The organism is Bacillus sp. WMMC1349 (assembly GCF_013155385.1).
GTDB lineage: Bacteria > Bacillota > Bacilli > Bacillales > Bacillaceae > Bacillus.
Genome location: NZ_JABJUQ010000008.1, coordinates 30829 through 54596 on the forward strand (window position 1 = coordinate 30829; position 23768 = coordinate 54596).

General features: G+C 37.8%; 44 protein-coding genes and 1 pseudogene. 3 read left to right on the plus strand and 42 right to left on the minus strand.

What is annotated here, in order from left to right; genetic code table 11:
- Positions 1-26: 26 nt before the first annotated feature.
- The 11 genes from HOO54_RS23295 to HOO54_RS23345 all read right to left on the minus strand — a co-directional run bounded on the left by HOO54_RS23295 (position 27) and on the right by HOO54_RS23345 (position 5046).
- Positions 27-239, minus strand: a complete 213-nt coding sequence (locus tag HOO54_RS23295) for a hypothetical protein (RefSeq protein ID WP_172292256.1) — start codon at positions 237-239, stop codon at positions 27-29.
- The gene (locus HOO54_RS23300; RefSeq protein ID WP_172292254.1) at positions 226-642 is read right to left on the minus strand and encodes a RusA family crossover junction endodeoxyribonuclease; all 417 of its coding nucleotides are present in this window, start codon (positions 640-642) and stop codon (positions 226-228) included. Before HOO54_RS23300 ends, HOO54_RS23295 begins: the two co-directional genes overlap by 14 nt.
- The gene (locus HOO54_RS23305; protein ID WP_172292252.1) at positions 639-923 is read right to left on the minus strand and encodes a hypothetical protein; all 285 of its coding nucleotides are present in this window, start codon (positions 921-923) and stop codon (positions 639-641) included. The genes HOO54_RS23300 and HOO54_RS23305 overlap by 4 nt, the downstream gene beginning before the upstream one ends.
- A complete protein-coding gene (locus HOO54_RS23310; RefSeq protein ID WP_172292250.1) occupies positions 920-1297 on the minus strand; it encodes a YopX family protein in 378 nt (125 codons plus the stop codon). Before HOO54_RS23310 ends, HOO54_RS23305 begins: the two co-directional genes overlap by 4 nt.
- 93 nt (positions 1298-1390) lie before the next feature.
- Positions 1391-1600 (minus strand): hypothetical protein, encoded by a 210-nt coding sequence (locus tag HOO54_RS23315; protein WP_172292248.1) that lies wholly within the window; start codon positions 1598-1600, stop codon positions 1391-1393.
- Complete coding sequence (locus HOO54_RS23320; protein ID WP_172292246.1) at positions 1600-1749, minus strand: hypothetical protein; 150 nt, start codon at positions 1747-1749, stop codon at positions 1600-1602. Before HOO54_RS23320 ends, HOO54_RS23315 begins: the two co-directional genes overlap by 1 nt.
- Positions 1746-2534, minus strand: a complete 789-nt coding sequence (locus tag HOO54_RS23325) for an ATP-binding protein (RefSeq protein ID WP_172292278.1) — start codon at positions 2532-2534, stop codon at positions 1746-1748. The genes HOO54_RS23320 and HOO54_RS23325 overlap by 4 nt, the downstream gene beginning before the upstream one ends.
- Entirely contained in the window at positions 2452-3315 is an 864-nt protein-coding gene (locus HOO54_RS23330; RefSeq protein ID WP_172292244.1) for a hypothetical protein, read from the minus strand. Before HOO54_RS23330 ends, HOO54_RS23325 begins: the two co-directional genes overlap by 83 nt.
- 15 nt (positions 3316-3330) lie before the next feature.
- Positions 3331-3990, minus strand: coding sequence for an ERF family protein (locus HOO54_RS23335; protein ID WP_172292242.1), 660 nt, complete (start codon positions 3988-3990; stop codon positions 3331-3333).
- On the minus strand, positions 3990-4571 hold the full coding sequence (locus HOO54_RS23340; RefSeq protein WP_172292240.1) for a host-nuclease inhibitor Gam family protein: 582 nt from the start codon (positions 4569-4571) through the stop codon (positions 3990-3992). The genes HOO54_RS23335 and HOO54_RS23340 overlap by 1 nt, the downstream gene beginning before the upstream one ends.
- A gap of 205 nt (positions 4572-4776) precedes the next feature.
- Positions 4777-5046 (minus strand): YqaH family protein, encoded by a 270-nt coding sequence (locus HOO54_RS23345; RefSeq protein ID WP_172292238.1) that lies wholly within the window; start codon positions 5044-5046, stop codon positions 4777-4779.
- A 50-nt stretch (positions 5047-5096) separates the two neighbouring features.
- Between HOO54_RS23345 and HOO54_RS23350 the strand changes: the two genes are divergently transcribed.
- The gene (locus HOO54_RS23350) at positions 5097-5477 is read left to right on the plus strand and encodes a DUF2513 domain-containing protein (RefSeq protein ID WP_172292236.1); all 381 of its coding nucleotides are present in this window, start codon (positions 5097-5099) and stop codon (positions 5475-5477) included.
- Here the strand turns inward: HOO54_RS23350 and HOO54_RS23355 are convergent.
- The 5 genes from HOO54_RS23355 to HOO54_RS23370 form a co-directional block, all read right to left on the minus strand.
- The gene (locus tag HOO54_RS23355) at positions 5474-5722 is read right to left on the minus strand and encodes a hypothetical protein (protein ID WP_172292234.1); all 249 of its coding nucleotides are present in this window, start codon (positions 5720-5722) and stop codon (positions 5474-5476) included. The genes HOO54_RS23350 and HOO54_RS23355 overlap by 4 nt on opposite strands.
- A 145-nt stretch (positions 5723-5867) precedes the next feature.
- On the minus strand, positions 5868-6524 hold the full coding sequence (locus HOO54_RS23360) for a hypothetical protein (RefSeq protein ID WP_216664702.1): 657 nt from the start codon (positions 6522-6524) through the stop codon (positions 5868-5870).
- A complete protein-coding gene (locus HOO54_RS23365; protein ID WP_172292232.1) occupies positions 6524-7339 on the minus strand; it encodes a phage antirepressor KilAC domain-containing protein in 816 nt (271 codons plus the stop codon). The genes HOO54_RS23360 and HOO54_RS23365 overlap by 1 nt, the downstream gene beginning before the upstream one ends.
- Positions 7340-7474 carry a hypothetical protein gene (locus tag HOO54_RS24845; RefSeq protein ID WP_301539265.1) on the minus strand — a complete coding sequence of 45 codons (135 nt, stop codon included), beginning with the start codon at positions 7472-7474 and terminating at the stop codon, positions 7340-7342.
- Positions 7474-7719: a helix-turn-helix transcriptional regulator gene (locus HOO54_RS23370; RefSeq protein ID WP_172292230.1), complete on the minus strand. Its 246-nt coding sequence runs from the start codon at positions 7717-7719 to the stop codon at positions 7474-7476. The genes HOO54_RS24845 and HOO54_RS23370 overlap by 1 nt, the downstream gene beginning before the upstream one ends.
- 162 nt (positions 7720-7881) lie before the next feature.
- Between HOO54_RS23370 and HOO54_RS23375 the strand changes: the two genes are divergently transcribed.
- Together HOO54_RS23375 and HOO54_RS23380 are read left to right on the plus strand one after the other, a co-directional pair.
- The gene (locus tag HOO54_RS23375; protein ID WP_172292228.1) at positions 7882-8544 is read left to right on the plus strand and encodes a LexA family protein; all 663 of its coding nucleotides are present in this window, start codon (positions 7882-7884) and stop codon (positions 8542-8544) included.
- Positions 8545-8625: 81 nt separating this feature from the next.
- Entirely contained in the window at positions 8626-10038 is a 1413-nt protein-coding gene (locus tag HOO54_RS23380) for a recombinase family protein (RefSeq protein ID WP_172292226.1), read from the plus strand.
- Positions 10039-10052: 14 nt separating this feature from the next.
- Here the strand turns inward: HOO54_RS23380 and HOO54_RS23385 are convergent.
- The 26 genes and pseudogenes from HOO54_RS23385 to HOO54_RS23510 all read right to left on the minus strand — a co-directional run.
- Positions 10053-10270, minus strand: a pseudogene (locus HOO54_RS23385) (hypothetical protein); the annotation flags it as partial.
- Positions 10267-10665 carry an HK97-gp10 family putative phage morphogenesis protein gene (locus HOO54_RS23390; protein WP_172292204.1) on the minus strand — a complete coding sequence of 133 codons (399 nt, stop codon included), beginning with the start codon at positions 10663-10665 and terminating at the stop codon, positions 10267-10269. The pseudogene HOO54_RS23385 and the gene HOO54_RS23390, both read right to left, overlap by 4 nt.
- Positions 10665-10973: a phage head closure protein gene (locus tag HOO54_RS23395; protein ID WP_172292202.1), complete on the minus strand. Its 309-nt coding sequence runs from the start codon at positions 10971-10973 to the stop codon at positions 10665-10667. The genes HOO54_RS23390 and HOO54_RS23395 overlap by 1 nt, the downstream gene beginning before the upstream one ends.
- Positions 10963-11265, minus strand: coding sequence for a head-tail connector protein (locus HOO54_RS23400; RefSeq protein ID WP_172292200.1), 303 nt, complete (start codon positions 11263-11265; stop codon positions 10963-10965). Before HOO54_RS23400 ends, HOO54_RS23395 begins: the two co-directional genes overlap by 11 nt.
- Positions 11266-11293: 28 nt before the next feature.
- Positions 11294-12574 carry a phage major capsid protein gene (locus HOO54_RS23405; RefSeq protein WP_253907589.1) on the minus strand — a complete coding sequence of 427 codons (1281 nt, stop codon included), beginning with the start codon at positions 12572-12574 and terminating at the stop codon, positions 11294-11296.
- A 39-nt stretch (positions 12575-12613) separates the two neighbouring features.
- Positions 12614-13339 (minus strand): head maturation protease, ClpP-related, encoded by a 726-nt coding sequence (locus HOO54_RS23410; RefSeq protein ID WP_172292198.1) that lies wholly within the window; start codon positions 13337-13339, stop codon positions 12614-12616.
- Entirely contained in the window at positions 13290-14594 is a 1305-nt protein-coding gene (locus HOO54_RS23415) for a phage portal protein (protein WP_172292196.1), read from the minus strand. The genes HOO54_RS23410 and HOO54_RS23415 overlap by 50 nt, the downstream gene beginning before the upstream one ends.
- Positions 14595-14783, minus strand: coding sequence for a DUF1056 family protein (locus HOO54_RS23420; protein WP_172292194.1), 189 nt, complete (start codon positions 14781-14783; stop codon positions 14595-14597). It lies immediately after the preceding gene.
- A gap of 11 nt (positions 14784-14794) precedes the next feature.
- Positions 14795-16504 (minus strand): terminase large subunit, encoded by a 1710-nt coding sequence (locus HOO54_RS23425; protein WP_172292192.1) that lies wholly within the window; start codon positions 16502-16504, stop codon positions 14795-14797.
- On the minus strand, positions 16501-17019 hold the full coding sequence (locus HOO54_RS23430) for a phage terminase small subunit P27 family (protein WP_172292190.1): 519 nt from the start codon (positions 17017-17019) through the stop codon (positions 16501-16503). The genes HOO54_RS23425 and HOO54_RS23430 overlap by 4 nt, the downstream gene beginning before the upstream one ends.
- A gap of 228 nt (positions 17020-17247) precedes the next feature.
- On the minus strand, positions 17248-17622 hold the full coding sequence (locus HOO54_RS23435; RefSeq protein ID WP_172292272.1) for an HNH endonuclease: 375 nt from the start codon (positions 17620-17622) through the stop codon (positions 17248-17250).
- On the minus strand, positions 17612-17962 hold the full coding sequence (locus HOO54_RS23440) for a hypothetical protein (RefSeq protein WP_172292270.1): 351 nt from the start codon (positions 17960-17962) through the stop codon (positions 17612-17614). The genes HOO54_RS23435 and HOO54_RS23440 overlap by 11 nt, the downstream gene beginning before the upstream one ends.
- Positions 17963-18449: 487 nt before the next feature.
- Positions 18450-18827: an ArpU family phage packaging/lysis transcriptional regulator gene (locus tag HOO54_RS23445; RefSeq protein WP_172292268.1), complete on the minus strand. Its 378-nt coding sequence runs from the start codon at positions 18825-18827 to the stop codon at positions 18450-18452.
- Between the two features lie 195 nt (positions 18828-19022).
- Positions 19023-19169, minus strand: a complete 147-nt coding sequence (locus HOO54_RS23450) for a hypothetical protein (protein WP_172292266.1) — start codon at positions 19167-19169, stop codon at positions 19023-19025.
- A 13-nt stretch (positions 19170-19182) separates the two neighbouring features.
- Positions 19183-19581, minus strand: coding sequence for a hypothetical protein (locus HOO54_RS23455; protein ID WP_172292264.1), 399 nt, complete (start codon positions 19579-19581; stop codon positions 19183-19185).
- On the minus strand, positions 19578-19748 hold the full coding sequence (locus tag HOO54_RS23460) for a hypothetical protein (protein ID WP_172292262.1): 171 nt from the start codon (positions 19746-19748) through the stop codon (positions 19578-19580). The genes HOO54_RS23455 and HOO54_RS23460 overlap by 4 nt, the downstream gene beginning before the upstream one ends.
- Positions 19735-19911, minus strand: coding sequence for a hypothetical protein (locus tag HOO54_RS23465; protein ID WP_172292260.1), 177 nt, complete (start codon positions 19909-19911; stop codon positions 19735-19737). The genes HOO54_RS23460 and HOO54_RS23465 overlap by 14 nt, the downstream gene beginning before the upstream one ends.
- Positions 19912-19922: 11 nt before the next feature.
- Entirely contained in the window at positions 19923-20360 is a 438-nt protein-coding gene (gene ssb / locus HOO54_RS23470) for a single-stranded DNA-binding protein (RefSeq protein ID WP_172292258.1), read from the minus strand.
- Between the two features lie 106 nt (positions 20361-20466).
- Positions 20467-20679 (minus strand): hypothetical protein, encoded by a 213-nt coding sequence (locus HOO54_RS23475; protein WP_172292256.1) that lies wholly within the window; start codon positions 20677-20679, stop codon positions 20467-20469.
- A complete protein-coding gene (locus HOO54_RS23480; protein ID WP_172292254.1) occupies positions 20666-21082 on the minus strand; it encodes a RusA family crossover junction endodeoxyribonuclease in 417 nt (138 codons plus the stop codon). The genes HOO54_RS23475 and HOO54_RS23480 overlap by 14 nt, the downstream gene beginning before the upstream one ends.
- Positions 21079-21363, minus strand: coding sequence for a hypothetical protein (locus HOO54_RS23485; RefSeq protein ID WP_172292252.1), 285 nt, complete (start codon positions 21361-21363; stop codon positions 21079-21081). Before HOO54_RS23485 ends, HOO54_RS23480 begins: the two co-directional genes overlap by 4 nt.
- Positions 21360-21737, minus strand: coding sequence for a YopX family protein (locus tag HOO54_RS23490; RefSeq protein WP_172292250.1), 378 nt, complete (start codon positions 21735-21737; stop codon positions 21360-21362). The genes HOO54_RS23485 and HOO54_RS23490 overlap by 4 nt, the downstream gene beginning before the upstream one ends.
- A gap of 93 nt (positions 21738-21830) precedes the next feature.
- Positions 21831-22040, minus strand: coding sequence for a hypothetical protein (locus HOO54_RS23495; RefSeq protein WP_172292248.1), 210 nt, complete (start codon positions 22038-22040; stop codon positions 21831-21833).
- Complete coding sequence (locus HOO54_RS23500; protein WP_172292246.1) at positions 22040-22189, minus strand: hypothetical protein; 150 nt, start codon at positions 22187-22189, stop codon at positions 22040-22042. The genes HOO54_RS23495 and HOO54_RS23500 overlap by 1 nt, the downstream gene beginning before the upstream one ends.
- Positions 22186-22974 (minus strand): ATP-binding protein, encoded by a 789-nt coding sequence (locus HOO54_RS23505; protein WP_172292278.1) that lies wholly within the window; start codon positions 22972-22974, stop codon positions 22186-22188. The genes HOO54_RS23500 and HOO54_RS23505 overlap by 4 nt, the downstream gene beginning before the upstream one ends.
- Positions 22892-23755, minus strand: a complete 864-nt coding sequence (locus HOO54_RS23510) for a hypothetical protein (protein ID WP_172292244.1) — start codon at positions 23753-23755, stop codon at positions 22892-22894. The genes HOO54_RS23505 and HOO54_RS23510 overlap by 83 nt, the downstream gene beginning before the upstream one ends.
- Positions 23756-23768 lie beyond the last annotated feature (13 nt).

The window sequence follows — 23768 nt, forward strand, 5'->3', positions numbered from 1 at the left end:
CATTTATACGGAAAGTTGTTTCAATCTCATGAATAACCATGCTTTTCGAGCGCTGCCCTTACCTTGTCGAGATCGTATTCAATACCATCAATTTCGATATACTCTAAATCGTCGTTTAAAAAGCCATAGCGACGTTTTAACTCTATTAGACTATCAATGTTCCTCCATAGGGTGTTATGCCCCACAGTGCGCCTATAATCGTTTTTATAGCGTATAATCAGACGCTTAGCTGTTCCCATTCTTCTGTCGCCCTTGTAATCTGAACTCGATTCCTGGCTTTTCACCGTACTTTTTACAAGCAGTTACTTTTGAAACTTGGTTATCATCTTTCCAAGCAATTTTGTTTAGAGCATCGAACACGCCTTTTATAAGATTGTCGATGTCTGGCTTTTTGGTATGCAGCGTATTGATGGATTGTTGCTGTTTTTTCTTTGACCAACTTTTAGGAATCGGCATAACGAAAGTGATATCTACATGGAGTGCTCCCGATTCAAAAGGATCGCTTTTCATCTGTTTCTGCGCTTCCCACTTGATGAAATCTTTATAGGCTAAGTATCGTTGAGCGTTTTTATTTACGAATTTGCCACGCCCAGTCATTCGAACGGCTCCCATTGGTGTAACGGGTATGTTAAGGGTGATCATTGGTTGCCCCTCAATTCTTTTAACTCTTTTGATTTATACTGATTTTTCCGTCTTATTAATTTTTTATCTGGAACTTTAAGCTTTTTGCTTAATCCATCATGGTATGGGCAAAAGTCAAATGGGCCGTGTGATTTTGCACACTCCTTACACATTGGCAAATCACAAGTTCTATGAATACCACCATGAACTGATGTCCACACATAAGCTGTTACAAAATCACATAACTGAGTTACCTCATTTTTCCGACAGATAGCGCAAGGATTTTCAGGTAATTTAATCATTCCGCCACCTCCAATAGATCAGGATTTCGATATATGTCGCCGATAACTTCGATTCTGTCTTTCCAATATTCCAAACCCGCATAACTACTGGCCCTTATTTGCTTACCTATAAAACTAGTGTCTTTATATACAACAACGTACAAGATATTTAGGTCGCCTTGATGGTAGACATCCCCCTCGTAGATCTCCTGACCGTTTTTGTCCTTCAATCCGGTGTATTGTCCAATTGATGCCCACTCTACCTGTATATGACCGTTATAAGGAGCACTGATATAGGCTAATTTTTTATCATGGTATAAGTCGATACCGCCATAAAACCATTTAATATCGCCATAATCCTCAATCGGTTTACCTCGAAACTTGATCTCTCTCAATCTCCTTACCTCCCGTCATCATGTATCCATTGCTTAATCTGTTTTTCTCTGTATCCGGCCAGAAATAAGATCTCAAATGCAGCTTTTATTTGCTCAAGCACCGAATATCCCGCCTTCTCTTTCCCTGATATGCCCCAACTCCGCACGGTCATAGAGTAAGAGAAAGACTTCTTTCACTGGTCGTTTAACGATTTTTGCAATTCTTTCAATGGGTAAACCGCCCTGCCAGTAAGATTCAACTTCATCCACTTCGTCCGGCTTCCAATCAAAATTACAATGATCAAGCATGATATAAACACCCATTAGGCGCTCTCCTTTATCGCTTTTTCCATTTCGCGCATTTTCTCTTCTAGCATTTTGATAACTGGTGTCAGGTCTTTGCCTTTCCCTGTCTTCCTTGGCGACAATTCGTAAACTCCCGGCATCAATGGAATGATTTGATAGTTTTTCATTTCCAAGCTCCTAATCTATGATTTAATTTCATCCGGTCACCCTTGATGATGACTATATAGTTCTCACACATTTCATAAATCCGTGTGCCGAGTGCTTCGTCTATTTGTACAAGCTGCTCAATATCCAATTCACTTGAAATGAGAATCGGCTTATGATTGAGATAACGATAATTGATGACTGAATATGTCTGTTCCACCTGCCAATCAGTTGCCCTAGGTTTACCCTTCAGAGGCTTAAATAGATCGTCTATAAAAAGGACATCAACCTCTTTCATTCGCCGTAGCTTCTCTTCCAATTTTTCAAAATCATCTTTCAGATCATTGAAGCCCTCGACATATGGAAAGTATTGAACTGGCACGTTTTTCGATTTGATTAATTTATTTGATATGGCTGTAAGTAAATGTGTCTTTCCTGATCCTGGCTGTCCCAAAAGGGCAATGCTGTTTTTACGTTTATCCTTGATACTGTCGAAATTCTTATAGTAATCAACAGCGCAATCGTAAGCATCAACGATCAGACCGTGTTTCCCTTCCGTAACAAAATTCTTGAATTGTAATTTCTCAAACTCTGCAGTTATGTCACTAGAATTCATTAATTTCCTAATTCGACGCCACTCAACACATTTACAGCGTACCCACACCTCAATGCCGTCCCTGTTTTCTAGATAACCCAATTCATCCTTACAAGTGGGACAGTCATATTCACCCTTTTTTTCTAAGGCGTCCGACTCTTCCACCAAAGATTGAGCTGACCTTTCCTGAAGCTTCTTCAGTATTTTCTCCATAGCTTTGTCCGTACGGTTGTTGGTTGCCATTTCTCGTTCCCCTTCTTTCTTCTTCATTCTTCTGAACTACTAATCTGGCATATTGTTTTCGCAATTTATCAGCACTTAAAATATTTTTGTACCAGAATTCGTGTTTAGTAGACCACAAGATCACTTCTTGAATATCTTTTCCTGTGCGTCCGTCACGTTCCATCATCAGTCGAATTGTATTAGCCCATTTATCAAGGTTTGGTTGTTTCATGTCAGGGGCGTTTATATGGACATGTTTCCAAAGCAATTCAGCCAGCTGCATTTGTTTTTCATCAAAAACCAAACGTTTATTATTATTATTATTTTCCTTCTTTACCTTCTTTACATTCTTATTATTGTTCCATCTGCGTTCCGTCTCCGTTCCATCTGCGTTCTCTCTCCGTTCCAAGTTGCCTTTTTTGTAGTTCTCTAACCCCTGATATACCTCATAATTTACGACAGTGAAGAGCGTTCCAAGTTCGGTGTCCTCGATTTTCAAACGATTTTCTTTAATCAGTCGATCAACCGCCCTTTTGATCCTCGAAAGTGAATACTGTTTGACCGATCTATTTTCGATATACTGCAAGTCTTTTTGTAAATTTCGATATGATCTTAAAAATTGACCGCGCTTCACCAAAACATCGCCTTTTCGTTGCCCCTCTTCCGAAAAAACTGCATTTCCATAAATAAAGAAGAATAGACGGAATTCGACTGGGTTTTGCCATATATCGCTTGTAAAAATGTCTCTACTTGTTTGGAACGCTCCGCCCATAAAATCACCCTCTTGTTATGCTAATTCTTTCTCTGCTTTAGCCACCCATCTTTTAAGTAGATAGATACAATGGTCAGCTTGCCCTTTATTGATTTTGTTAATATCTTTGATGTCAAGAGCTGTTATAACGGTCTTCACATCGCCTTGTCCACGCAATTCAATATAATGTTGAGCAAGGGATTGAATTTCATCCTTTTGCTCCTGTGTGATCATTTCAGGTGGTTTTGTCGCTTCTACTTTTTGTTGAAATGCGTCTGGATCGTCTTTATCTGTCGGAATGTTGAATTGTTTCAAAAGAAAATATTTTTCAGCGTATGTCAAAGCCTTACCGACTCCCTTTTCTCCTGCTATATCAACACCCTGTGCATAAAAAGGGACAGTCAACGTTTCTTCGGGATTTTCTGCATTCACCCAAATAAATTCAAGGTCTAATTCTGTGAAATATGTCGTTTTCTTTTTCTGATTGCCGTACTTATCTTTACTTTCAACTGTTTCTGTTAAGATGCGTTTGTCTACAATTTTCGGAATCAGTAAAAGCGTTTGTTTGTCTAATTCATCTCTGATAGCGCCTAAAACCTGACTTGATCCGACATATTCGTACTGGTTTCCTTTGTTTTCTTTTTGGAGATACGGGATCGCCTTTCTGACCTCGATCAGCTTTTGATAAATATTCATTATTCGTTCACCTCGACTGTGAATTTATCTTCCCTATCAACCACTGTCACACCTGAAATAATCTCGCCATCTGCGTCTATTAGCTTGTCCCCGAAAACTGAAGATTTCTTTTTAATGGATGCCCAATCAACGTCTTTTTTAATTTTGACTAACCCTTTTGTTTCCGCGTATTTCAACAAGTCGGTTTCATTACGTTGATATTCCGGCTGCTGCTTGGTAAGCTTAATTTTTCCATACGGTAGATTGATTGACTTATATGGCTTTTTGCCACTTTCAATCTGCCTTCTGACTTCTTCCCGCATGTATCGCTCTAGTCTATGGATATAGAAGTTTTCACGCTCGACATATGGTTTTTTAGACTCATCACGCCAAAACTCAACCCGTTCAATTTGAGTTCTGAGGCGTTCAAGCTGCTTTTCAGCCACTGCATCTATTTCTGATTGTTTCCCTTTAAAGTAAGTGATGCGCCGTTGTGCTTCGGCTGCTGATTCTAGGTCAGTCACCTCAAACACTTCATAATCCTTTTCCTCTTCTTCGACCTGATCGATTAACACTTGTTCTGTTTCTGGAAGACTACTCATTAATTTGTTTCCTCCCTTGATTTTTCAAAAAATATTCGATATGCTTTAAATATTCTTTCTTAAAAAATCACTTCCCTAAAGTTCACTTGGCAGAGTGAACTTTTTTAATTGTCTTCCTCTTCGTTGTCTTTCTCTTTTTCATACTTCAAATATTCCAACGGATAACCGTAACGGTTGATTTCTGTAATGATTGGATGCTCGATATTCATTGATACGCCCTCCTTACAGTTGAAACGTCTATCCCTTTACTTAAGAGTTGGGACGCTATTTCATGCAGCTGAACAACTTGTTCTGGATGCTCCATCCGTTTAAGATCCTTACAATGGGCAATCATCGACCCTGCTATTTCAATACACCCTTCATAATCTCCGTCCTCAATAGCATCTGGTAACAGTTCAGTGATTAGAAAATCCATTGATTTGATTAGCCTTTCAGCTCTTTCCTGATCAGACTTTAGAAATCGATTTAAATTCATGCTTATCCTCCTCTTTGGTATAATGTTCCTGTAAGATAGGGGGTGAAACTATGAAACTTGATCACGATTGTGTAAGAGAAATCCTTCTTGAATTAGAAGAAAAACTTACATTGAACGACCAGCTAAATACTAGCGAGGTAAGAGAACTTCAAACCGTTCAAAAGTTTGGAGAAGAAACCTCGTTTTACGCTATTTTAAAGCTAATTGATGCCAATTTTATCGAAGGTAAAGCAATACGATCTGATGATTCACTAAGTGGCTTAATCCTAGGTCATTTGACCTGGGATGGCCATGTATTTCTTGATAACATAAGAGAGACATCAATATGGGAAGCTACTAAAGAAAAAACAAAAGGTCTTGCAAGTATTTCAGTGTCGTTAATGGCTGGAATTGCACAAGATTATTTAAAACAAAGGCTCGGTTTAAATTAATATTGTTTTCCTTCAGTCCAACCATGCTCATTAAGAAATCTAATAAGATCATTTATAAACTGTGTATATTTTTCTGTAGAATAATCATTACTGTTAAAAGTCAGTTCAAGATTGAGCTGGCTTTCTTTAGCATCACCCATGGAAAAAGCATTTCTATTTTTTATTTCAAACCCTTTAATCCAGACAGCTGCCCAGGCCTTACCTTTTTCTAATGTAACTGGCATTTGATATTTCATATTAGCCATTTATTCTCTCTCCTTTAACTTTTAGATATGCTTCTTCACAAAAGCCTGATAAATCTTCATAAAACGTTCTGCCTCGCTTAGAGCAAGCCATTCTTTTGTTTTGATCTTCACTTTACCCACCTCCTTTTAGTTGGTCAGTAATGACCTAATCTACTGGCTGTATATATCTCGGACGCTTCTTTATCACTCTCTGCACTTCACCAGTTGTATTGTTAACCAATACTTGCTTTCCTCTGTGATCAGTCCCCATTGTGTAAGTATCAATCCCCTTTTCCTCAGCAAACTCTTCTAACAAACCTTTTTGTCCTTCTGCTCTTCGTAAGGCACTGACTGTTGATAGCGATTCGATCATAAATGATGTAATATCCGAGTTTTGATAATCTGAAATAAAGTCAAATACTTCTCGTTCTGTTCCAATGCAATTGTCTAGTCCCTTTTCTTCAATAACTCGCATTGTGTAAAAATAGTCTTTCATTTCATATTTATCACCGTCATAATGCTTTTCGACCGGGAACATCTGCATCAATTCCCTTGGCGTTAACCAACCTATCATTGTATTGATAGAGCCAATAATGTGAAATCTCGTTAGTACGTCTTCATATGTTTCAGGCATGTCCTCACTATTAATCATTTTTAAACCACTAAAGACAACTCTTTTGAGGGTCTCTCTTTCAATAGATCCCTGGCTTTCGCATTGTGCCAATCCTTCGTATAGCTCATTTAAAAATATTTTTCGATAGATCGAATAATAATCCACCTTTTCCTTTTGAATACCATCTATAACCTGCAATTGATTTGACATTATGAAACCGCCTCTTCTTTCGTTAGAAACTTATTGATGAAATATACTTGACCCTTGCCAGTGACTTTAGGTGTCTTACTGATACTGATATGACCATCTGAATGTGTTATAGATGTTTCCTTAATTTCGAACAATCCACTTTCCATGCTCTTTTGAGTTGGCATGTTGTAATCTGTCCCTTTTCGCTTTATTAAATATCCGTTGTCTCTTAACCATGCGAAAAATCGTTTCTGTCCCGTTTCAATTCCATTCTGTTTTAATAGTTTTGCAAGCTCCCCCACCAAAATAGATGTACTGGATGCTGACACACTATCCGCAAACAGAACTTTAGGTTTGTTTTGCTCAATTTGCTTTTTTAGTTGATTGTTCTGATTTCGCAAATCTAGCACCATTGCTTGCTTTACTTCATCACTGAAACTAGGAAAATAGTTTTTAATGAATTGTTCTTCGTTACCTTTATTAACGTATCCGCCCGTTTTTCTAATTATAGGTAGCACTTCAGAGGTTACCCATCGTTTAAATTTTTTTGCCTTCTCTTTAATTTCTCGATTGTTCCCTTGTTTTGCAGCTCCAAATATTAAATCGTATAAACCTGATTCATTTACGAACTTTTTCTTTTGTTTTCTTCCTATTCTGTCGATGACTCCGTGGACCGCGGAGTCATCTTCCTCAACATGGTTTTGAATTGCATTATGTGGTTTCGAAAAGCTTAATGCTTTAGCAATTTCCTTTGCTCCAAACCACTCAACTCCATCCACTATCATTACAGGTAAATCTCCAAAAATTTTATGATTAAACGTTTGTAATTCATTCATTTATGAAATCTCCTTTTTTTGTTTTGCCTTTCGTTCTTTAATAATTGAATGCATGCTCGGTCTTATCTCTTGAACAAATGTAATAGCATACTTTCCGCTAAGAACAATTGATTCAACTGATTTGTTTTTTTTCATTAAGAAACATCCCTCTCTATATCTAACATTTTGTTAGGTTTTAGTTTAAAAAAAATGATTTCTGAAAAGTCACACCCAAATACATCAGCTAGTGCCACACCTTCTTCTATCTCCATCTTTTGCGGATTTCTCTCCCACGAAGAGTAAGTAGTTCTATGAATACCTAAGGCTTTAGCTACATCGTCTTGAGTTAAATTTAAACGCGCCCTCCATTCTTTTGGAGTTCTTGCAATTTTATATTCCAATTTACCTCACCTCCTCACACGTTAATAATATCTAACATTTTATTAGATGTCAACGATTTTTACACCATTTTTATATATTTGCGTTGTTTTTTCTAACTGTATGTTTGCTATAGCTAACATTTTGTTTTATAATAACAACATAAATAACAAGGAGGTGAAAAAATGGGGAAAAAAATAAACTTCGCCAAAAACATAGCAAGGATTAGAACAGAGTTAGGACTTTCTAAAGCTGAATTCGGAAAGCGACTTGGCTTTTCTGATGTCACAATAGGGTATTGGGAGCGAGGGGAACGAACTCCCAAGACAGGTACAATTGAAACGCTAGCAAGAAAACTAGGAGTTAGCACAGCCGAATTGATTTTTGACAATGTGGGCGAACAAAATACGCATAGTAGTATTGTTCCGATGACAGAGACAGTTCCTATATATGGATCTATTCCTGCAGGTTGCCCTAAATGGGCAGATGACAATATCATAGGTAGCCTTCCAATCCCTGATAAATTAATTAAAATGTATGGTTTGGAAAACCTCGTATCTTTGAAAATCGAAGGAGATAGCATGAACAAAATAGTGCCTAATGGTTTTTATGCTGTTATAGATACTAAAACTAAAGAAGTTGCAAACGGTGATATTGTAGCTGTCCGTATCAATGGTTATGAAACAACACTGAAAAGATTTTACCAAACAAACAACAGCATTATTCTTGAGCCAGACTCATACAATCCTGAACAAAAACCTTTTATTTTTGATTGCACCAATCCTTTTGAATGTCCTGAAATTACAATAACGGGAAAATACGTATGGAGTTGTGCGCCGATTGATTAATTCATAATTTACCAACGCGGGAGACTACCCGCTCTTCTTTTACAACCAAAAGAACATACATTCTGATAAAGGAGAATAAGGATGAAATGTGTGATATATACAAGGGTCTCTACTGATCTACAAGCAGAAGAAGGAATATCATTAGATCTGCAAAAAGAAAGATTGGAGCAATATGCTCTTTCTCAAGGGTGGGAAATAAAAGAAGTATATACTGATGAAGGATTTTCTGCTAAAAATACAGAGCGACCAGCTTTTCAAAAAATGCTTAATGACATGAAATCGAAAACTTTTGACATAATTTTGGTTTATCGCTTAGACCGCTTCACTCGTTCAGTTGTAGATTTATACGAAATACTAAAACAGATGGATAGGTATAATGTGAAATTCAAATCATCTATGGAGATATTTGACACAACCACCGCTACTGGGCGAATGTTTATAACATTAGTAGCCACTTTAGCACAATGGGAAAGAGAAACAATTTCAGAACGTGTCAAAGATGCTATGAAAAAGCGTGCTGAAGAAGGAAAATTTAATGGTGGGAAAGTTCCTTATGGTTATAGATTAAAAAATGGAGAATTAGTTACACATAAAGAAGAAGCTAAACTTGTAAAGTTAATATTTGAACGCTCCATATCTCTAGGAGCCGGTGCATTATCGCGATACCTAAATAAAAATGGATTTAGAACAAGAAGTGGTTCATTATTTCAACGTGCAGGAATATTAAGCATAATAAACAACCCGATCTATATTGGAAAAATACGCTGGGGAGAAGAGGTTTATACTGATATCGCGCAAAAAAGCTTTGAACAAATCATTTCTTTAGAATTATGGGAACAAGTCCATAAATCGATGGATATAAGAAAAAAGAACAATACTAAATCATACCGGAAATACACATATTTATTTAGTGGTGTTTTTAAATGTGCTCGTTGTGGTAATCCACTTATGGGTTCTCCTAAATACCGAAAAGATGGTAGCGTTAGATACGGTTATAAATGCAAGGGACATTACTCATTAGGAATATGCGATCTCCCGCAATTTGGACAAGATTCACTGGAAAAAACATTCTTAAACTTGTTAAAACTAACTGGTTTTAAAGACAAATTAGAAACAGATGAGACAAAAGATGATATGGGTAATATAAAGAAAAAAGTAAATGAATTAGATGCAAAGAAAAAGCGTGCAAAAGAACTTTATATTGAAGGTGACTTAACAAAGAAAGAATATCGAGAAATGTTAGAGAATTATTCAAATATGCAATCAAAACTTTTACAAAAAATCAAAACTGATTCTGAATCTGTAACACTTGAAGAGCTTGCCCTTTTCATTGAAAATATTCAAAGTGAATGGGTTAATTTAGATGACATTGAAAAGAAATCAGCTATCAACGCAGTATTTGATTACGTAAAAGTTGATGTAAAAACTTTCTCTAAACCATCTCGATATTCTCAACCAGCAGAGATTATCATTACTGAATATAAGTTAAATTAATCGTGATTTTCTGACCATAACGGAGTATCCTTTATTGGCTTGCCATCAGCCCACTGAGTAGCTCTATACTCTAGTTCCTGTACAACAATATAGGCTGGCTTACTTTTGATCCCAATTGGTACAGCTAGTTCAAAAATATTTGATGGTTTCACCAATAATAAAAGCGCTGGATCATTCTCCAACGCTTCAAATACTTGTTTTTCAGTAGTAAAGACCTTTCTACTACATTCATAGCTTGTACCCTCTTTTAATTACGCTTGCCATCGCTTGTAACATTCTTTCATTTGCGCTTCTCATACTTCGCTGAATAAATGGATTAGCTGGCTGATGAATGGTTCCGAATTCCGGTAAGTGAACACGGAATTTTGTGTCTTTAGTAGGTCCAACAACAGCATAGATTTCACCATCCAAATCCTTTCGAGTACGGTTTCCAACAATAATATCCTCATCAATATGGGGATGACTGCCCCCAATATCAGATCGAGGTGCATTTTTATCTATTTCTTTGGCAAGAATAGCACCCCCGGCTTTTACGGCTGCTTTATTGATTGACTCATCTTTCCTTGCAAGGTCAGTTAAATATGAATCTAATTCTTTAAAGCCCTGCATCTCCATTTCAAATTCCATTATTCCACCGCCTTTGCCCTTATTGTGGTGAAATGTTTCCGAGAATAGTTCGGCAAAATTGATTCAATCTCGTATGGTTGATCTTGAAAAAGAATTCGCATATGTTCGTTAAGATCTTCACGGTGACGAATTGTAAATTTTATAGTTTTTTCTTTCTGAACAGCTGCCGCTGCATAATACTCTCGGCCTTTTAATCCCTCAGCTTTGGCCCAGCATTCCACAACAGTTTCATACTTACCTTCCACAGGGAGGCGCCCGCCCTCTTTTTTCTGTTGAAATTCAATCCGATACCGCATGTCATTCAACATTGGAACCAGTCTCCGAAACCGTATATTTTAATTGATTGATCATCATCGTTAGCACCCCATCAAGGTTTGAAGTTGTGCCAGCTACTTCCCTGTTTTCATACCAATGCGTTACAAATGCTTTTACACACATATCAGCTCGTGCTGAATGATTTGGGAACTTTAAACCAGTTGCAGCTGTAATATATTCCTTCGCCGAAGCGATAAATCCCAGGATTAAATCATCTTCCAAATCACCATCAACCCTGAGAAATTTTTTCGCTTCTTTAAGTTCTTTTTGCTCAATTTCTGTCATTGGGCATCACCTAGCTTTCATTCACCTATTATTTGTTCTCACCAGAACCGGGATTTGGAACCCCATTGTCTGGAGTTGCATCTTTGATTGATGAAAACTCTGCAAACACAACAGCATCAGTATCCCAAAGAACAACATCTTCACGTTCAATGATTCGCATATCTGTAGAATTACGATAGAATGCTTTACCGCCAACATTTGTCGTTAAAATGGAATATTGCTGACGGTCAAATAGTTTAACAGCTTCTTTAAGATCACCGACAATCAACGGATATTTTGGCGCTGCTTTTGTACCACCGTTTGGCAAATATTTATCAGATATAACGGACACAGGCTTTCCGAATAAAAGTTTTTTAGTCGGATCTGTTGGATTAGGCTGTAGTAAGTACCGGCCAAAAGCATCCTTCAATTTATCCAAAACATTAAATCCTGATTGATTTGTAATAAAAGAGGTTGTGGCGTTGATAGCTGGATCAAGCTTGACGTTCAAAATATCTTTAATATCGTCTTGCTTTGAAACTGCTGTTTTTACGAGTGTTCCTAATTGCTTAATAATCAACGTATTACGCGTAACAGCTGATTTCTTAGCGAGCCAATTGGTCAAATATTGAAGAAGCGCTTCTTGTGTATCTGAAAGCAAATCATTAGAAAGAACCAAAATTCCTGCATAATCTTTAATGTTATATTTAATGTTTTCAAATTTAGGATTCTCTAGTTCCGTAATATCCGCTAATTCTTCAAGGTTTGCTAATGGAGTGATATCTGCTAGTTTTTCAAGCACTCGTGAACCTTTATTTGTAGATACCGGAATGACATCAACGAGATTAGCCAGTGTATCAAATTGTCTACGTTTTTCGTTGATCTTCGTTGAAATATCTTGCGGAACAACAAGACCGCCATCTTCATCCACACCTTCTTTCATTGCGGAAAGAGGTTTCGGTATTGTTCCAGATTTAAGAGCTGACGCAAAAAGCTGAACATGGTTCTTTACTTCCGTTTTGGCGATATCATCTGTTGGCTGTTGACCAGTTGCTACTGAATCTTGTGATGTCTGCTCCTGTTCATAAGGGACTTGCATATTTCGGACTTCTTCATATGTCTGGATCTGCTCTTTTATTTGTTGAGCTTCAGAAAGTAGTTTTTTAGCTTCATCAATTTTCCCTTTGTCTGTCAATGCTTCAATTTCTGTACGCTTTTCTGCTAGCGTTTGGCGTAACTCCCGTTCTTTTTTAGACATTCCACCTCCAGCAAAAAATTGAATATCTAGTTTCAATAAAAAATTTTTTTGTTTTAATAGTTTCGGTTTCAAATTCTTGTCCTCCTTAAAAGTGGCATTAAAAAAGAACCCTTAAAGATTTAAGAGTTCAAGTTTCATATCAATTTTTTGTTTTTGTAATTCATCCAATCCTGCTTCTTCAGCCGAATTTTCAGCAACTGTTTTAGCAACTATCTTTCCTGGCACATGTTTAAAGTGTGCCAAAATTTGATGATCAATACAGGCTGCTACATCCTTTGATTCTGAGACCTCATCAATCAAACCATAATGTAATGCTTCATCAGCTGTCAGCCACGTTTCTTCATCAAGTAATTGATGTAAAGTAACATCATCCAGCTTGTCACCAGCTTTATCAAGGTATGTCGAAACAATACTTTCTGTGATCTTGTCAAGATCATCGGCAGCCTTTCGAAATTCTGTTGCATTCCCGACCATTCCCATGTAAGGATTATGAATCATCATCATGGCGTTACTTGGCATTGTAATGTTATCCCCCGCCATTGCAATAACTGAGGCAATACTTCCAGCCAGTGCATCCACATAAACATTAATTTTAGCTTTATGACGTTTAAGCATTGAATGAATCGCTTGGCCCTCAAAGACATCTCCTCCAGGTGAATTAATGTACAAATCAATAGAGCTTACATCACCTAAACTTTTCAATTCTGACTGAAAAACTTTAGAAGAACTCTCACTAAACCATCCTTCACCCGTTATTGAGCCATAAAGTGTGATTTCAGCAGTAGAATCATTCAGAATCTTCATGTTCCAATACTTGTTTTTCTTCTTCGTTGCCATCACCCCCCTTCTGTTCATCAGATGTCCCTTTTACTTTGTTCAATTGATATTCTTTCATAATTGAAAGAGGAACAAGATTTAAATTCCCATAATGCTCATCCCCAATATCTCCAATTCCGGTCATGTCCTCTTTTTGAAGGATTGTGTTTACGCTAAAAGCGCCAACACTTTGCATCGTTTTATAAAACTCAGCACGAGATTTACTATCTCCACGAAGTTCTGATTCTAGGTTAAATTTAAAGTAATAACCACTTTTTAACTGGTTTTCTGTCAATATTTTATCGTTCAATTCTTGTTCTATATTTGTCACTAAAGGTTGTAACGTCGTTTTGACATAATCCAATGATTGTTGTTCGATATTAGAGAAAGTGGCTCGATCAAGTTCACCTATTTTATGTGGTGGTACCTTATAAATAGATGCGATCTGCTGACGGTTCCATTTCATGGACTCAATAAATTGAGCATCCTTCATCGGCATGGTTACTTGTGAATAGTCGAGACCAGCGTCTAGGACTGCAATAGACTGACCCGCATTTACACGCTCCCAGTCTTCTCTCACAATTTTTTTACTTTCTCTATCTAATAGAGTTGGTGCTTTGACAACGCCAAACGGAGCGCCACCATTTTTATAAAATTTTGCATTGAATTTTGTGGCAGCTCGATTTGATCCGATATTGTCACGAATAACTGAAATCGGAGTTTGTCCCACAATTCCATCAAGAGAAAGGTTTTTAAAATGCAGAACTTCTTCATAAAAAAACTCACGATATTTGCTGTCAATCGTGGTTGAATACCAAACCCGACCGTTATTAGGGTCAATATTTGTATTTGTTGCCTCAGGGTTTAAAGGTCTGATTCCAGTCACATTTCCGTCTTTATCAAAAAGCAAAAGATTGTAACTGTTCCCCCAAGTACAAAGCCTTGTGACCAAAAGCCTTTTCCAAATAAAACTTGTCATATAATCATTGACTTTGTTCAGAATCATCTCACTAATATCATTTTGGACTTGTTTGATATTGCCGTTTTTATTCTGAAAAAGTTTGATTGGCAGTTTCGCGATATCATCCGCCAAAACTATGACACATGCATAAACATCGGGATGAAGAACAGCTGTTTTTGATGATACTCTTTCACCTGATGAGGTTTCAGTGCCAGCAAAAATATTTCTAAACCAATTGGCTGGATGAAGAAGGGAGCCGCTATCCTCTTCTGCGATTTCATTCTTGACCCCGCCCTTTAAACGGCTTAATAGCATCTAATCCCCTCCTTCCTCCTTACGCTGCCTATCTACACCTAACAAGCCAGCAAGAGAAAATAAAAAAACACCGGTCGCAATCAAACCCGCGTTGATATTTATTCGATATATGGCAGTAGAAATGAATATCATCCCTATAATAAGTAAGATATCATCTATAAACGGCTGCATACTTTTTATAAATTTCATATTCCCACCTCCTACAGGCTGAAAGATCCTGACTTGATATAAGCATTTAAGTCAATCGTCATATCAATTTGAGATGCTCTCACATGTGCATTAATAAGGGCTGCAGCAGGGTCAATCCGTTGTGTTGACTTTGATTTGTCCAGCATGATATTTTCTTGAGCATCTACTTTTGTAACAGCATTACCCATCGCCCATGTCAGTAGATCGTTTTTATTATGGATGATGTTTTTCGCCTTTACTTTTTCGCGAAAGTCTTTTGTAGGCTCTGAAAGTGTGGCAACTCCCTGCCTAATTTCAATCATCACATATCCGTCAGCCTCCATCTGTTGAGCAAACTGTGTCGCATTATATGGATCGTAACCGATTTCTTTAATTTTCCATCCTTTCTCTTTCTCCATTTTCTTGATATAAGCTCTGATATAGTCATAATCAACTACAGCACCATCAGTAACGGTTAACCAGTTCCTCTCCCTCCACAAGTCATAAGGGACATGATCTGTCTTCATACGTTCATAGAATGTATCTTCAGGCATAAAACCATGACTTTCTACAGCAAAGCTCCCATCATCTAACGGAAAAATAAAAGATACGGCTGTCAGGTCAATTCGTTTTGATAAGTCAATTCCAACATAGCACTCCCGGCCGGATAGATCAGGAAAATGATCAGATCCACAATCTTTCCAAGCTTGCATGTCCATGTAGCCATTTTCACGCATGTTAACCCAGATATTCATATTCTTAGTCAGAAAGTTCCTCATTTTCTCTGGTACAGCCAAGGCAACTTCCAACTCTCCACGCAGATAATTAAGTCCATGTTCATTTTTAGCAACAATAGGATTGGCTTTGATCCAGTTCTGCTCATCCTTAATGTCATCACCTTTGTCTAATTCATTAACCATCACAAAATACTGCTCATTTGTTTCTACTTTATTTGGATCTAAAATGCGTGACACGTAATCATATTCAACGCGGTAGGCAGGGTTATTTAATTCAAAACCGGCAGTCGTAATAATGACCATTAACGGCTGATTTCGTGCAGCCATACCAGAAACAAGTACATCATATATTTCAGATGTTTTATGTGCGTGATATTCGTCTATAATTCCGCACTGAGGATTGAACCCATCTCCTGTTTTCCCTGCATCTTTAGAGAGTGCCTCAATTTTAGATTGTGTTTTTGGATGTTCAATTTTCCCGTAGGCAATCCTATATTTTTGCTCAGGTTTATTTAATAGCTCACACTGAAGAATCTGTGCTTTGATCTCATTCCAACATATTTTTGCTTGCTCAGTTTTCGTTGCCCCAATGTAGACCTCTGACATATTTTCATCATTTGCCATAGCTTCATAAGAAGCAACACAAGCTAAACTTTGTGTTTTCGCGTTCTTACGTCCAACTTGCCAATATACTTTTGTGAATCTGCGATACCTTGTTTCTTTGTGAACCCACCCATACACATTGCCAAAAATAAAAATTTGGATTGGTTCGGGGACAATATTTTCTCCTGCGAGAGGTCCTTTTGTATGCTTAAACTGAGTCATCCAATAAAGAAACCGTCTAGCTTTCTCGTCATCAAATATATAAGGGAACTCCCTTGTTCCTTCTCTCTTAATGTCATTTAAAAAGCGATGACAAGCCCAAATATGTTTTTGACACGCCACAATCTCACCCGATATCACATCGCGCGAGTAGTCAATCATAAACTGTTTAATTGTATTCATACATTACCAAACTCCTTTTCCGCTGCCGTCTTTTCTCGTTCTTCCTGAGTTTTGGTGATGGCTAGTTTTGCACGTGCAGACGGTGTAAGGCCAAAATGGTTGGCCGCAGATATCATCTGATCATAATAATTTTTCTCGCGTTTAAGAAGGGGATGTTCTTCACCAACCGACTTGATGGGCTGACCATTTTCATTACACCCTTCTGTGTTTATCATGATGCCATCTTCATCAATTTTTTTTGTAATAGAAATATATCGAGAGTAAATCTTACAATAGGTGGCCAACATGTTGATATCCGCCTCTGTGATGAGATCCACTTCAGACAATAAAGCAGCAACCCGTTTAAATTCTTTTTTAGCTACCTTATCATCCAACCATGAAGGAGGCTTAATATTTTCAGTACGCATTTTCATTTGTTTTTCATATTTAGCTCTGGTGGCTAATTCCTCAGTATTCTTTTTATTCGGATTACCCTGTATTAGTTGAAGAGCTGCAGATTTTGCGGGTCTCGGCATGTTTTTCACCTCATTTCGTTAAAAAAATCTTCTTTTTTCGCTTGTTTTTTCCGTCAAACATGCTATGATGAAACTAACAATCAAATCGTTTATATCAAGCCCTCTTGGCAAATCGCCGAGAGGGTATTTTGTATTTTTCGGGAACTTTGAAAAGCGGTGTTTGTTTGCAGAAGAGGGCGCGCCGTTCCCCAGACGGTTGTTTTCCAAAGATTTTAGTAGGGGGGTATCCTACTGCCCTAGCTTACTTCGATCACCATGAACCTTGTTATGGCAAGCATTACAGAGACTTTCAAGGTTTGAAAGGTCTAAACGCTTGGACCAGTCCTCTTTTACTTCCACAATGTGGTGAACCATGTCAGCAGGTATGAAGCGATGTTCCCTCAAACATCTCTGACAAAGATAGTTGTCTCTTAACAAAGCAAGTTGTCTTGTTTGCTTCCAATCAGTTGATTTATAAAAACTTGTAATTGTTTTGTCTCTTGAATGTTTGTTGTATTGTTTTGTTTCCTCTTGCTTGATGTGCTTATGATCATGGCAATAGGCTTCTCTAGTTAGTGCCTTACACCCATAGGCCTTACACTCCCTTAACGGCTTAGGTGGCATTGTTATCCTTCCTTCGGTTGTAAAGAGATCGATTGTAAACGATTGCTTTTGTTCCATACTTGCTATCTTTATCGACAAATTCAATGTCAATATGCGTTGGATTAAGCGTTGAATCATCCCTAGTTAAGTATGAAAAATCTGCATTTATAATCTTGTCAATTTTTTTACCGTTATAAAAAATACGTGGCGGAGAATCAATATCATCAAGTTCAATTTGAAGTAAAGGTGGTGCCATTTTCTCTTTAGTTGTGATTGATTGATACGGTTGATATGGACCATTTACTACCCTTTCCAATAGGTCAGATATACTCATATTGGCTAAATCCTTTTTAAAATCCACTTTTTATACCTCCCTCAAATAAAAAAACACCCTCCCTTTCGGAAAAGCGCTTGGCTATATTCTTTCTAAACCATGCCCACACTCAGAGGCTCCCTTTGCCATCAATCGTCTTATCTGAGATTCACTGGACACGGTTTACAGAGAACATCAACCAAGTCCATTAACACGCTTATATTTAATAAAATTGAACTTACACATACCCCGGGAGGAAGCCAAGCATAGTAAGATCATGGGTACAATGAAAATACTATTCCCCGATACGGCTGCCGCAAGACTAGCGCTATCCAGGCTCAGAATGTTCCTCCCGTTCGGCTTCATTCCTCAACACCTTTGTTCCGTATCCGGATACGCCATTGATAAGGGAAAGGCGCGTCTCCCATATATTCTTGATAAGTAAATGTTATCGCTAATGCAGACATAAATAGTCCCCCTTTTTGTCCCCCATTTTATCGGAAAAATGTCGGGATTTTGTCGATAAAAAAAGCACTCAGATAATTCCGAGTGCTGTAGCTATACGGTTTATAGCGCGTTGCTTGATTTCATAATAAGTATCCTTTTTCATTCCGAGTTCTATATAGATATGAATATCTTTTACCCTTGCAGCAGTTAGATATTTCTTTTCAATGATTAACCGTTCTTCTTCATCCAAGCTGTTTTGTAAGGCGCGTTCCATCTGCTTGACCTTGAGTTCATTGAGATTTAATGAATCTCGGAGGGAAGGGAAAGTATTTATGCCAGCAGATGAACATTCCTTTTTGTTCTCCAATTGGACTTTAAGCGCACGGTAATTTTTCAATTCTTTGATGACAACTTTGCGGACGGCTTTTTCATCCACAGCTGGAAGAAAAGATAATTGTTTAGACATCCTATCCCTCCTATTCTTCTACTTTTCTTTTTCCCATTTTTCAATACGTCTTTCGGTAAACTCTATCCAAATCAACGGTGCTGCAATAATAATGATTCCTATAATTAGATAGATCATGATTCTCCCTTCCCGTCTTATGTTATTTTTTAGTCAACTACGACTGAACACTATGCCGTTAATTTCTTAAACTGTGAATTAGTCAATTTCTTCTTTCCAAGGCGCTTCATCTATAAGCTCAAGCCAACAATTTAATGAACAACAACATTCAAACCTATTTTCTTGATTAGTTGGATAACCTTCATCTGTTTGAAACTCATCACCACAATTTGAGCATTCTTTCATTTTCGTAACTCCTTTAACGAACAATTATCTCAATAATTTCAACATCTTTATCACTGAATACAATTGAACAGGCCGGACAATACTCTCCCGATTGCCAATCTTCCTCAAACTCTTCTCGTTCATCAAAATAGGAGCCGAACATTGGATCTTGTTCTAAGTGGTAGAAAAACTCTTTTATTGTTCCACTATCTTTTTCTAGCCAGTTAACGAGACAATACCCGTCTCCACTCCAACTTTTTGCGACAATAACCTCTACTCCGGCAATTAAGCCATATATTTTAAGCCAATTTTGAATTTCTTCTTCATTTGGTTCTAGCCCAGTTAATTCGTTTTTAATTTGTTCTGATGTTTTTTTACTGGTATTCAATTTTGCCTTGTATAGATTTAGGAATTCCCCTTGTAAGAGTGTCATTTCCATGCCTCCCAATAATTCTGTTTTTCAAATATAAAATTACGTGAAGGTTTTAAATACTCTCGGTAGACAATTGGGTACTTTTTGATATAAGCCAACCGTTCTTTCTCTGTCATCTTCCAAACTTTCACTTCCCCTGGCAATCTCCAATTTTTATTTGAACTCATATTTATTCCCCCCTTTACTTTTGTAAAGTACCCTGTGACGCCTGCAGAACGGTGTTTGATTTTTAGCAGCTTGTTTATTTATGCCTTCTTCAAAAACAGTAATGACCTGTAGATTCTCAGAATCATAGTTTGTTGCCACCCACTGAACAACACGCCTTATCATGTTTATCCCCCTTAAAACGGCAAATCTGAATCTTTTATATCAATCGGCTTTCCATTATTGGCAAACGGGTCATCTAGGAATCTATTTCCTTGCTGTTGTCTCTGGTTCTGTCCTTGATTCTGGTTGCTGTTTTTTGTATCCAGAAATTGAACTGATTCAGCGACTAATTCTGTAATGAACACCCGACCACCATGCTGGTTTTCATAGTTGCGTGTCTGCAATCGTCCGTCTACGCCTGCTAATGATCCCTTTTTAAGAAAGTTCGCGACGTTTTCAGCCTGCTTTCTCCAAGCCACACAGTTTATAAAGTCTGCTTCTGACTCTCCATTTTGATTTTTGAACGGTCGATTAACCGCAAGTGTGAATCCTGCAACAGCAACACCTGAGCCGGTATATCTTAACTCTGGATCTTTAGTTAAGCGTCCAACAATAATTGATCTATTTAACATGTTTAAATTCTCCCTCTCATTTTTTCGACAAAATTCGACAAATGAAGCCGTTATTTATTTTACTCTCCGGTGTGAAATCCCATTTATACGGAAAGTTGTTTCAATCTCATGAATAACCATGCTTTTCGAGCGCTGCCCTTACCTTGTCGAGATCGTATTCAATACCATCAATTTCGATATACTCTAAATCGTCGTTTAAAAAGCCATAGCGACGTTTTAACTCTATTAGACTATCAATGTTCCTCCATAGGGTGTTATGCCCCACAGTGCGCCTATAATCGTTTTTATAGCGTATAATCAGACGCTTAGCTGTTCCCATTCTTCTGTCGCCCTTGTAATCTGAACTCGATTCCTGGCTTTTCACCGTACTTTTTACAAGCAGTTACTTTTGAAACTTGGTTATCATCTTTCCAAGCAATTTTGTTTAGAGCATCGAACACGCCTTTTATAAGATTGTCGATGTCTGGCTTTTTGGTATGCAGCGTATTGATGGATTGTTGCTGTTTTTTCTTTGACCAACTTTTAGGAATCGGCATAACGAAAGTGATATCTACATGGAGTGCTCCCGATTCAAAAGGATCGCTTTTCATCTGTTTCTGCGCTTCCCACTTGATGAAATCTTTATAGGCTAAGTATCGTTGAGCGTTTTTATTTACGAATTTGCCACGCCCAGTCATTCGAACGGCTCCCATTGGTGTAACGGGTATGTTAAGGGTGATCATTGGTTGCCCCTCAATTCTTTTAACTCTTTTGATTTATACTGATTTTTCCGTCTTATTAATTTTTTATCTGGAACTTTAAGCTTTTTGCTTAATCCATCATGGTATGGGCAAAAGTCAAATGGGCCGTGTGATTTTGCACACTCCTTACACATTGGCAAATCACAAGTTCTATGAATACCACCATGAACTGATGTCCACACATAAGCTGTTACAAAATCACATAACTGAGTTACCTCATTTTTCCGACAGATAGCGCAAGGATTTTCAGGTAATTTAATCATTCCGCCACCTCCAATAGATCAGGATTTCGATATATGTCGCCGATAACTTCGATTCTGTCTTTCCAATATTCCAAACCCGCATAACTACTGGCCCTTATTTGCTTACCTATAAAACTAGTGTCTTTATATACAACAACGTACAAGATATTTAGGTCGCCTTGATGGTAGACATCCCCCTCGTAGATCTCCTGACCGTTTTTGTCCTTCAATCCGGTGTATTGTCCAATTGATGCCCACTCTACCTGTATATGACCGTTATAAGGAGCACTGATATAGGCTAATTTTTTATCATGGTATAAGTCGATACCGCCATAAAACCATTTAATATCGCCATAATCCTCAATCGGTTTACCTCGAAACTTGATCTCTCTCAATCTCCTTACCTCCCGTCATCATGTATCCATTGCTTAATCTGTTTTTCTCTGTATCCGGCCAGAAATAAGATCTCAAATGCAGCTTTTATTTGCTCAAGCACCGAATATCCCGCCTTCTCTTTCCCTGATATGCCCCAACTCCGCACGGTCATAGAGTAAGAGAAAGACTTCTTTCACTGGTCGTTTAACGATTTTTGCAATTCTTTCAATGGGTAAACCGCCCTGCCAGTAAGATTCAACTTCATCCACTTCGTCCGGCTTCCAATCAAAATTACAATGATCAAGCATGATATAAACACCCATTAGGCGCTCTCCTTTATCGCTTTTTCCATTTCGCGCATTTTCTCTTCTAGCATTTTGATAACTGGTGTCAGGTCTTTGCCTTTCCCTGTCTTCCTTGGCGACAATTCGTAAACTCCCGGCATCAATGGAATGATTTGATAGTTTTTCATTTCCAAGCTCCTAATCTATGATTTAATTTCATCCGGTCACCCTTGATGATGACTATATAGTTCTCACACATTTCATAAATCCGTGTGCCGAGTGCTTCGTCTATTTGTACAAGCTGCTCAATATCCAATTCACTTGAAATGAGAATCGGCTTATGATTGAGATAACGATAATTGATGACTGAATATGTCTGTTCCACCTGCCAATCAGTTGCCCTAGGTTTACCCTTCAGAGGCTTAAATAGATCGTCTATAAAAAGGACATCAACCTCTTTCATTCGCCGTAGCTTCTCTTCCAATTTTTCAAAATCATCTTTCAGATCATTGAAGCCCTCGACATATGGAAAGTATTGAACTGGCACGTTTTTCGATTTGATTAATTTATTTGATATGGCTGTAAGTAAATGTGTCTTTCCTGATCCTGGCTGTCCCAAAAGGGCAATGCTGTTTTTACGTTTATCCTTGATACTGTCGAAATTCTTATAGTAATCAACAGCGCAATCGTAAGCATCAACGATCAGACCGTGTTTCCCTTCCGTAACAAAATTCTTGAATTGTAATTTCTCAAACTCTGCAGTTATGTCACTAGAATTCATTAATTTCCTAATTCGACGCCACTCAACACATTTACAGCGTACCCACACCTCAATGCCGTCCCTGTTTTCTAGATAACCCAATTCATCCTTACAAGTGGGACAGTCATATTCACCCTTTTTTTCTAAGGCGTCCGACTCTTCCACCAAAGATTGAGCTGACCTTTCCTGAAGCTTCTTCAGTATTTTCTCCATAGCTTTGTCCGTACGGTTGTTGGTTGCCATTTCTCGTTCCCCTTCTTTCTTCTTCATTCTTCTGAACTACTAATCTGGCATATTGTTTTCGCAATTTATCAGCACTTAAAATATTTTTGTACCAGAATTCGTGTTTAGTAGACCACAAGATCACTTCTTGAATATCTTTTCCTGTGCGTCCGTCACGTTCCATCATCAGTCGAATTGTATTAGCCCATTTATCAAGGTTTGGTTGTTTCATGTCAGGGGCGTTTATATGGACATGTTTCCAAAGCAATTCAGCCAGCTGCATTTGTTTTTCATCAAAAACCAAACGTTTATTATTATTATTATTTTCCTTCTTTACCTTCTTTACATTCTTATTATTGTTCCATCTGCGTTCCGTCTCCGTTCCATCTGCGTTCTCTCTCCGTTCCAAGTTGCCTTTTTTGTAGTTCTCTAACCCCTGATATACCTCATAATTTACGACAGTGAAGAGCGTTCCAAGTTCGGTGTCCTCGATTTTCAAACGATTTTCTTTAATCAGTCGATCAACCGCCCTTTTGATCCTCGAAAGTGAATACTGTTTGACCGATCTATTTTCGATATACTGCAAGTCTTTTTGTAAATTTCGATATGATCTTAAAAATTGACCGCGCTTCACCAAAACATCGCCTTTTCGTTGCCCCTCTTCCGAAAAAACTGCATTTCCATAAATAAAGAAGAATAGACGGAATTCGACTGGGTTTTGCCATATATCGCTTGTAAAAATGTCTCTACTTGTTTGGAACGCTCCGCCCATAAAATCACCCTCT

Coding starts and splice junctions, on each gene's coding strand:
- HOO54_RS23360 (WP_216664702.1), bottom strand. CDS start 6,524: ATGTCAAATCAATTGCAGGTTATAGATGGTATTCAAAAGGAAAAGGTG.
- HOO54_RS23375 (WP_172292228.1), top strand. CDS start 7,882: ATGGGGAAAAAAATAAACTTCGCCAAAAACATAGCAAGGATTAGAACA.
- HOO54_RS23510 (WP_172292244.1), bottom strand. CDS start 23,755: ATGGGCGGAGCGTTCCAAACAAGTAGAGACATTTTTACAAGCGATATA.
- HOO54_RS23365 (WP_172292232.1), bottom strand. CDS start 7,339: ATGAATGAATTACAAACGTTTAATCATAAAATTTTTGGAGATTTACCT.
- HOO54_RS23380 (WP_172292226.1), top strand. CDS start 8,626: ATGAAATGTGTGATATATACAAGGGTCTCTACTGATCTACAAGCAGAA.
- HOO54_RS23345 (WP_172292238.1), bottom strand. CDS start 5,046: ATGAATTTAAATCGATTTCTAAAGTCTGATCAGGAAAGAGCTGAAAGG.
- HOO54_RS23460 (WP_172292262.1), bottom strand. CDS start 19,748: ATGAGTTCAAATAAAAATTGGAGATTGCCAGGGGAAGTGAAAGTTTGG.
- HOO54_RS23330 (WP_172292244.1), bottom strand. CDS start 3,315: ATGGGCGGAGCGTTCCAAACAAGTAGAGACATTTTTACAAGCGATATA.
- HOO54_RS23480 (WP_172292254.1), bottom strand. CDS start 21,082: ATGATCACCCTTAACATACCCGTTACACCAATGGGAGCCGTTCGAATG.
- HOO54_RS23505 (WP_172292278.1), bottom strand. CDS start 22,974: ATGGAGAAAATACTGAAGAAGCTTCAGGAAAGGTCAGCTCAATCTTTG.
- HOO54_RS23320 (WP_172292246.1), bottom strand. CDS start 1,749: ATGAAAAACTATCAAATCATTCCATTGATGCCGGGAGTTTACGAATTG.
- HOO54_RS23325 (WP_172292278.1), bottom strand. CDS start 2,534: ATGGAGAAAATACTGAAGAAGCTTCAGGAAAGGTCAGCTCAATCTTTG.
- HOO54_RS23315 (WP_172292248.1), bottom strand. CDS start 1,600: ATGGGTGTTTATATCATGCTTGATCATTGTAATTTTGATTGGAAGCCG.
- HOO54_RS23420 (WP_172292194.1), bottom strand. CDS start 14,783: ATGAAATTTATAAAAAGTATGCAGCCGTTTATAGATGATATCTTACTT.
- HOO54_RS23350 (WP_172292236.1), top strand. CDS start 5,097: ATGAAACTTGATCACGATTGTGTAAGAGAAATCCTTCTTGAATTAGAA.
- HOO54_RS24845 (WP_301539265.1), bottom strand. CDS start 7,474: ATGAAAAAAAACAAATCAGTTGAATCAATTGTTCTTAGCGGAAAGTAT.
- HOO54_RS23495 (WP_172292248.1), bottom strand. CDS start 22,040: ATGGGTGTTTATATCATGCTTGATCATTGTAATTTTGATTGGAAGCCG.
- ssb (WP_172292258.1), bottom strand. CDS start 20,360: ATGTTAAATAGATCAATTATTGTTGGACGCTTAACTAAAGATCCAGAG.
- HOO54_RS23295 (WP_172292256.1), bottom strand. CDS start 239: ATGGGAACAGCTAAGCGTCTGATTATACGCTATAAAAACGATTATAGG.
- HOO54_RS23415 (WP_172292196.1), bottom strand. CDS start 14,594: ATGCTATTAAGCCGTTTAAAGGGCGGGGTCAAGAATGAAATCGCAGAA.
- HOO54_RS23355 (WP_172292234.1), bottom strand. CDS start 5,722: ATGGCTAATATGAAATATCAAATGCCAGTTACATTAGAAAAAGGTAAG.
- HOO54_RS23390 (WP_172292204.1), bottom strand. CDS start 10,665: ATGGAATTTGAAATGGAGATGCAGGGCTTTAAAGAATTAGATTCATAT.
- HOO54_RS23400 (WP_172292200.1), bottom strand. CDS start 11,265: ATGACAGAAATTGAGCAAAAAGAACTTAAAGAAGCGAAAAAATTTCTC.
- HOO54_RS23430 (WP_172292190.1), bottom strand. CDS start 17,019: ATGCCGAGACCCGCAAAATCTGCAGCTCTTCAACTAATACAGGGTAAT.
- HOO54_RS23435 (WP_172292272.1), bottom strand. CDS start 17,622: ATGCCACCTAAGCCGTTAAGGGAGTGTAAGGCCTATGGGTGTAAGGCA.
- HOO54_RS23300 (WP_172292254.1), bottom strand. CDS start 642: ATGATCACCCTTAACATACCCGTTACACCAATGGGAGCCGTTCGAATG.
- HOO54_RS23475 (WP_172292256.1), bottom strand. CDS start 20,679: ATGGGAACAGCTAAGCGTCTGATTATACGCTATAAAAACGATTATAGG.
- HOO54_RS23335 (WP_172292242.1), bottom strand. CDS start 3,990: ATGAATATTTATCAAAAGCTGATCGAGGTCAGAAAGGCGATCCCGTAT.
- HOO54_RS23465 (WP_172292260.1), bottom strand. CDS start 19,911: ATGATAAGGCGTGTTGTTCAGTGGGTGGCAACAAACTATGATTCTGAG.
- HOO54_RS23395 (WP_172292202.1), bottom strand. CDS start 10,973: ATGTTGAATGACATGCGGTATCGGATTGAATTTCAACAGAAAAAAGAG.
- HOO54_RS23340 (WP_172292240.1), bottom strand. CDS start 4,571: ATGAGTAGTCTTCCAGAAACAGAACAAGTGTTAATCGATCAGGTCGAA.
- HOO54_RS23485 (WP_172292252.1), bottom strand. CDS start 21,363: ATGATTAAATTACCTGAAAATCCTTGCGCTATCTGTCGGAAAAATGAG.
- HOO54_RS23410 (WP_172292198.1), bottom strand. CDS start 13,339: ATGGCAACGAAGAAGAAAAACAAGTATTGGAACATGAAGATTCTGAAT.
- HOO54_RS23450 (WP_172292266.1), bottom strand. CDS start 19,169: ATGAAAGAATGCTCAAATTGTGGTGATGAGTTTCAAACAGATGAAGGT.
- HOO54_RS23425 (WP_172292192.1), bottom strand. CDS start 16,504: ATGAATACAATTAAACAGTTTATGATTGACTACTCGCGCGATGTGATA.
- HOO54_RS23305 (WP_172292252.1), bottom strand. CDS start 923: ATGATTAAATTACCTGAAAATCCTTGCGCTATCTGTCGGAAAAATGAG.
- HOO54_RS23455 (WP_172292264.1), bottom strand. CDS start 19,581: ATGACACTCTTACAAGGGGAATTCCTAAATCTATACAAGGCAAAATTG.
- HOO54_RS23500 (WP_172292246.1), bottom strand. CDS start 22,189: ATGAAAAACTATCAAATCATTCCATTGATGCCGGGAGTTTACGAATTG.
- HOO54_RS23445 (WP_172292268.1), bottom strand. CDS start 18,827: ATGTCTAAACAATTATCTTTTCTTCCAGCTGTGGATGAAAAAGCCGTC.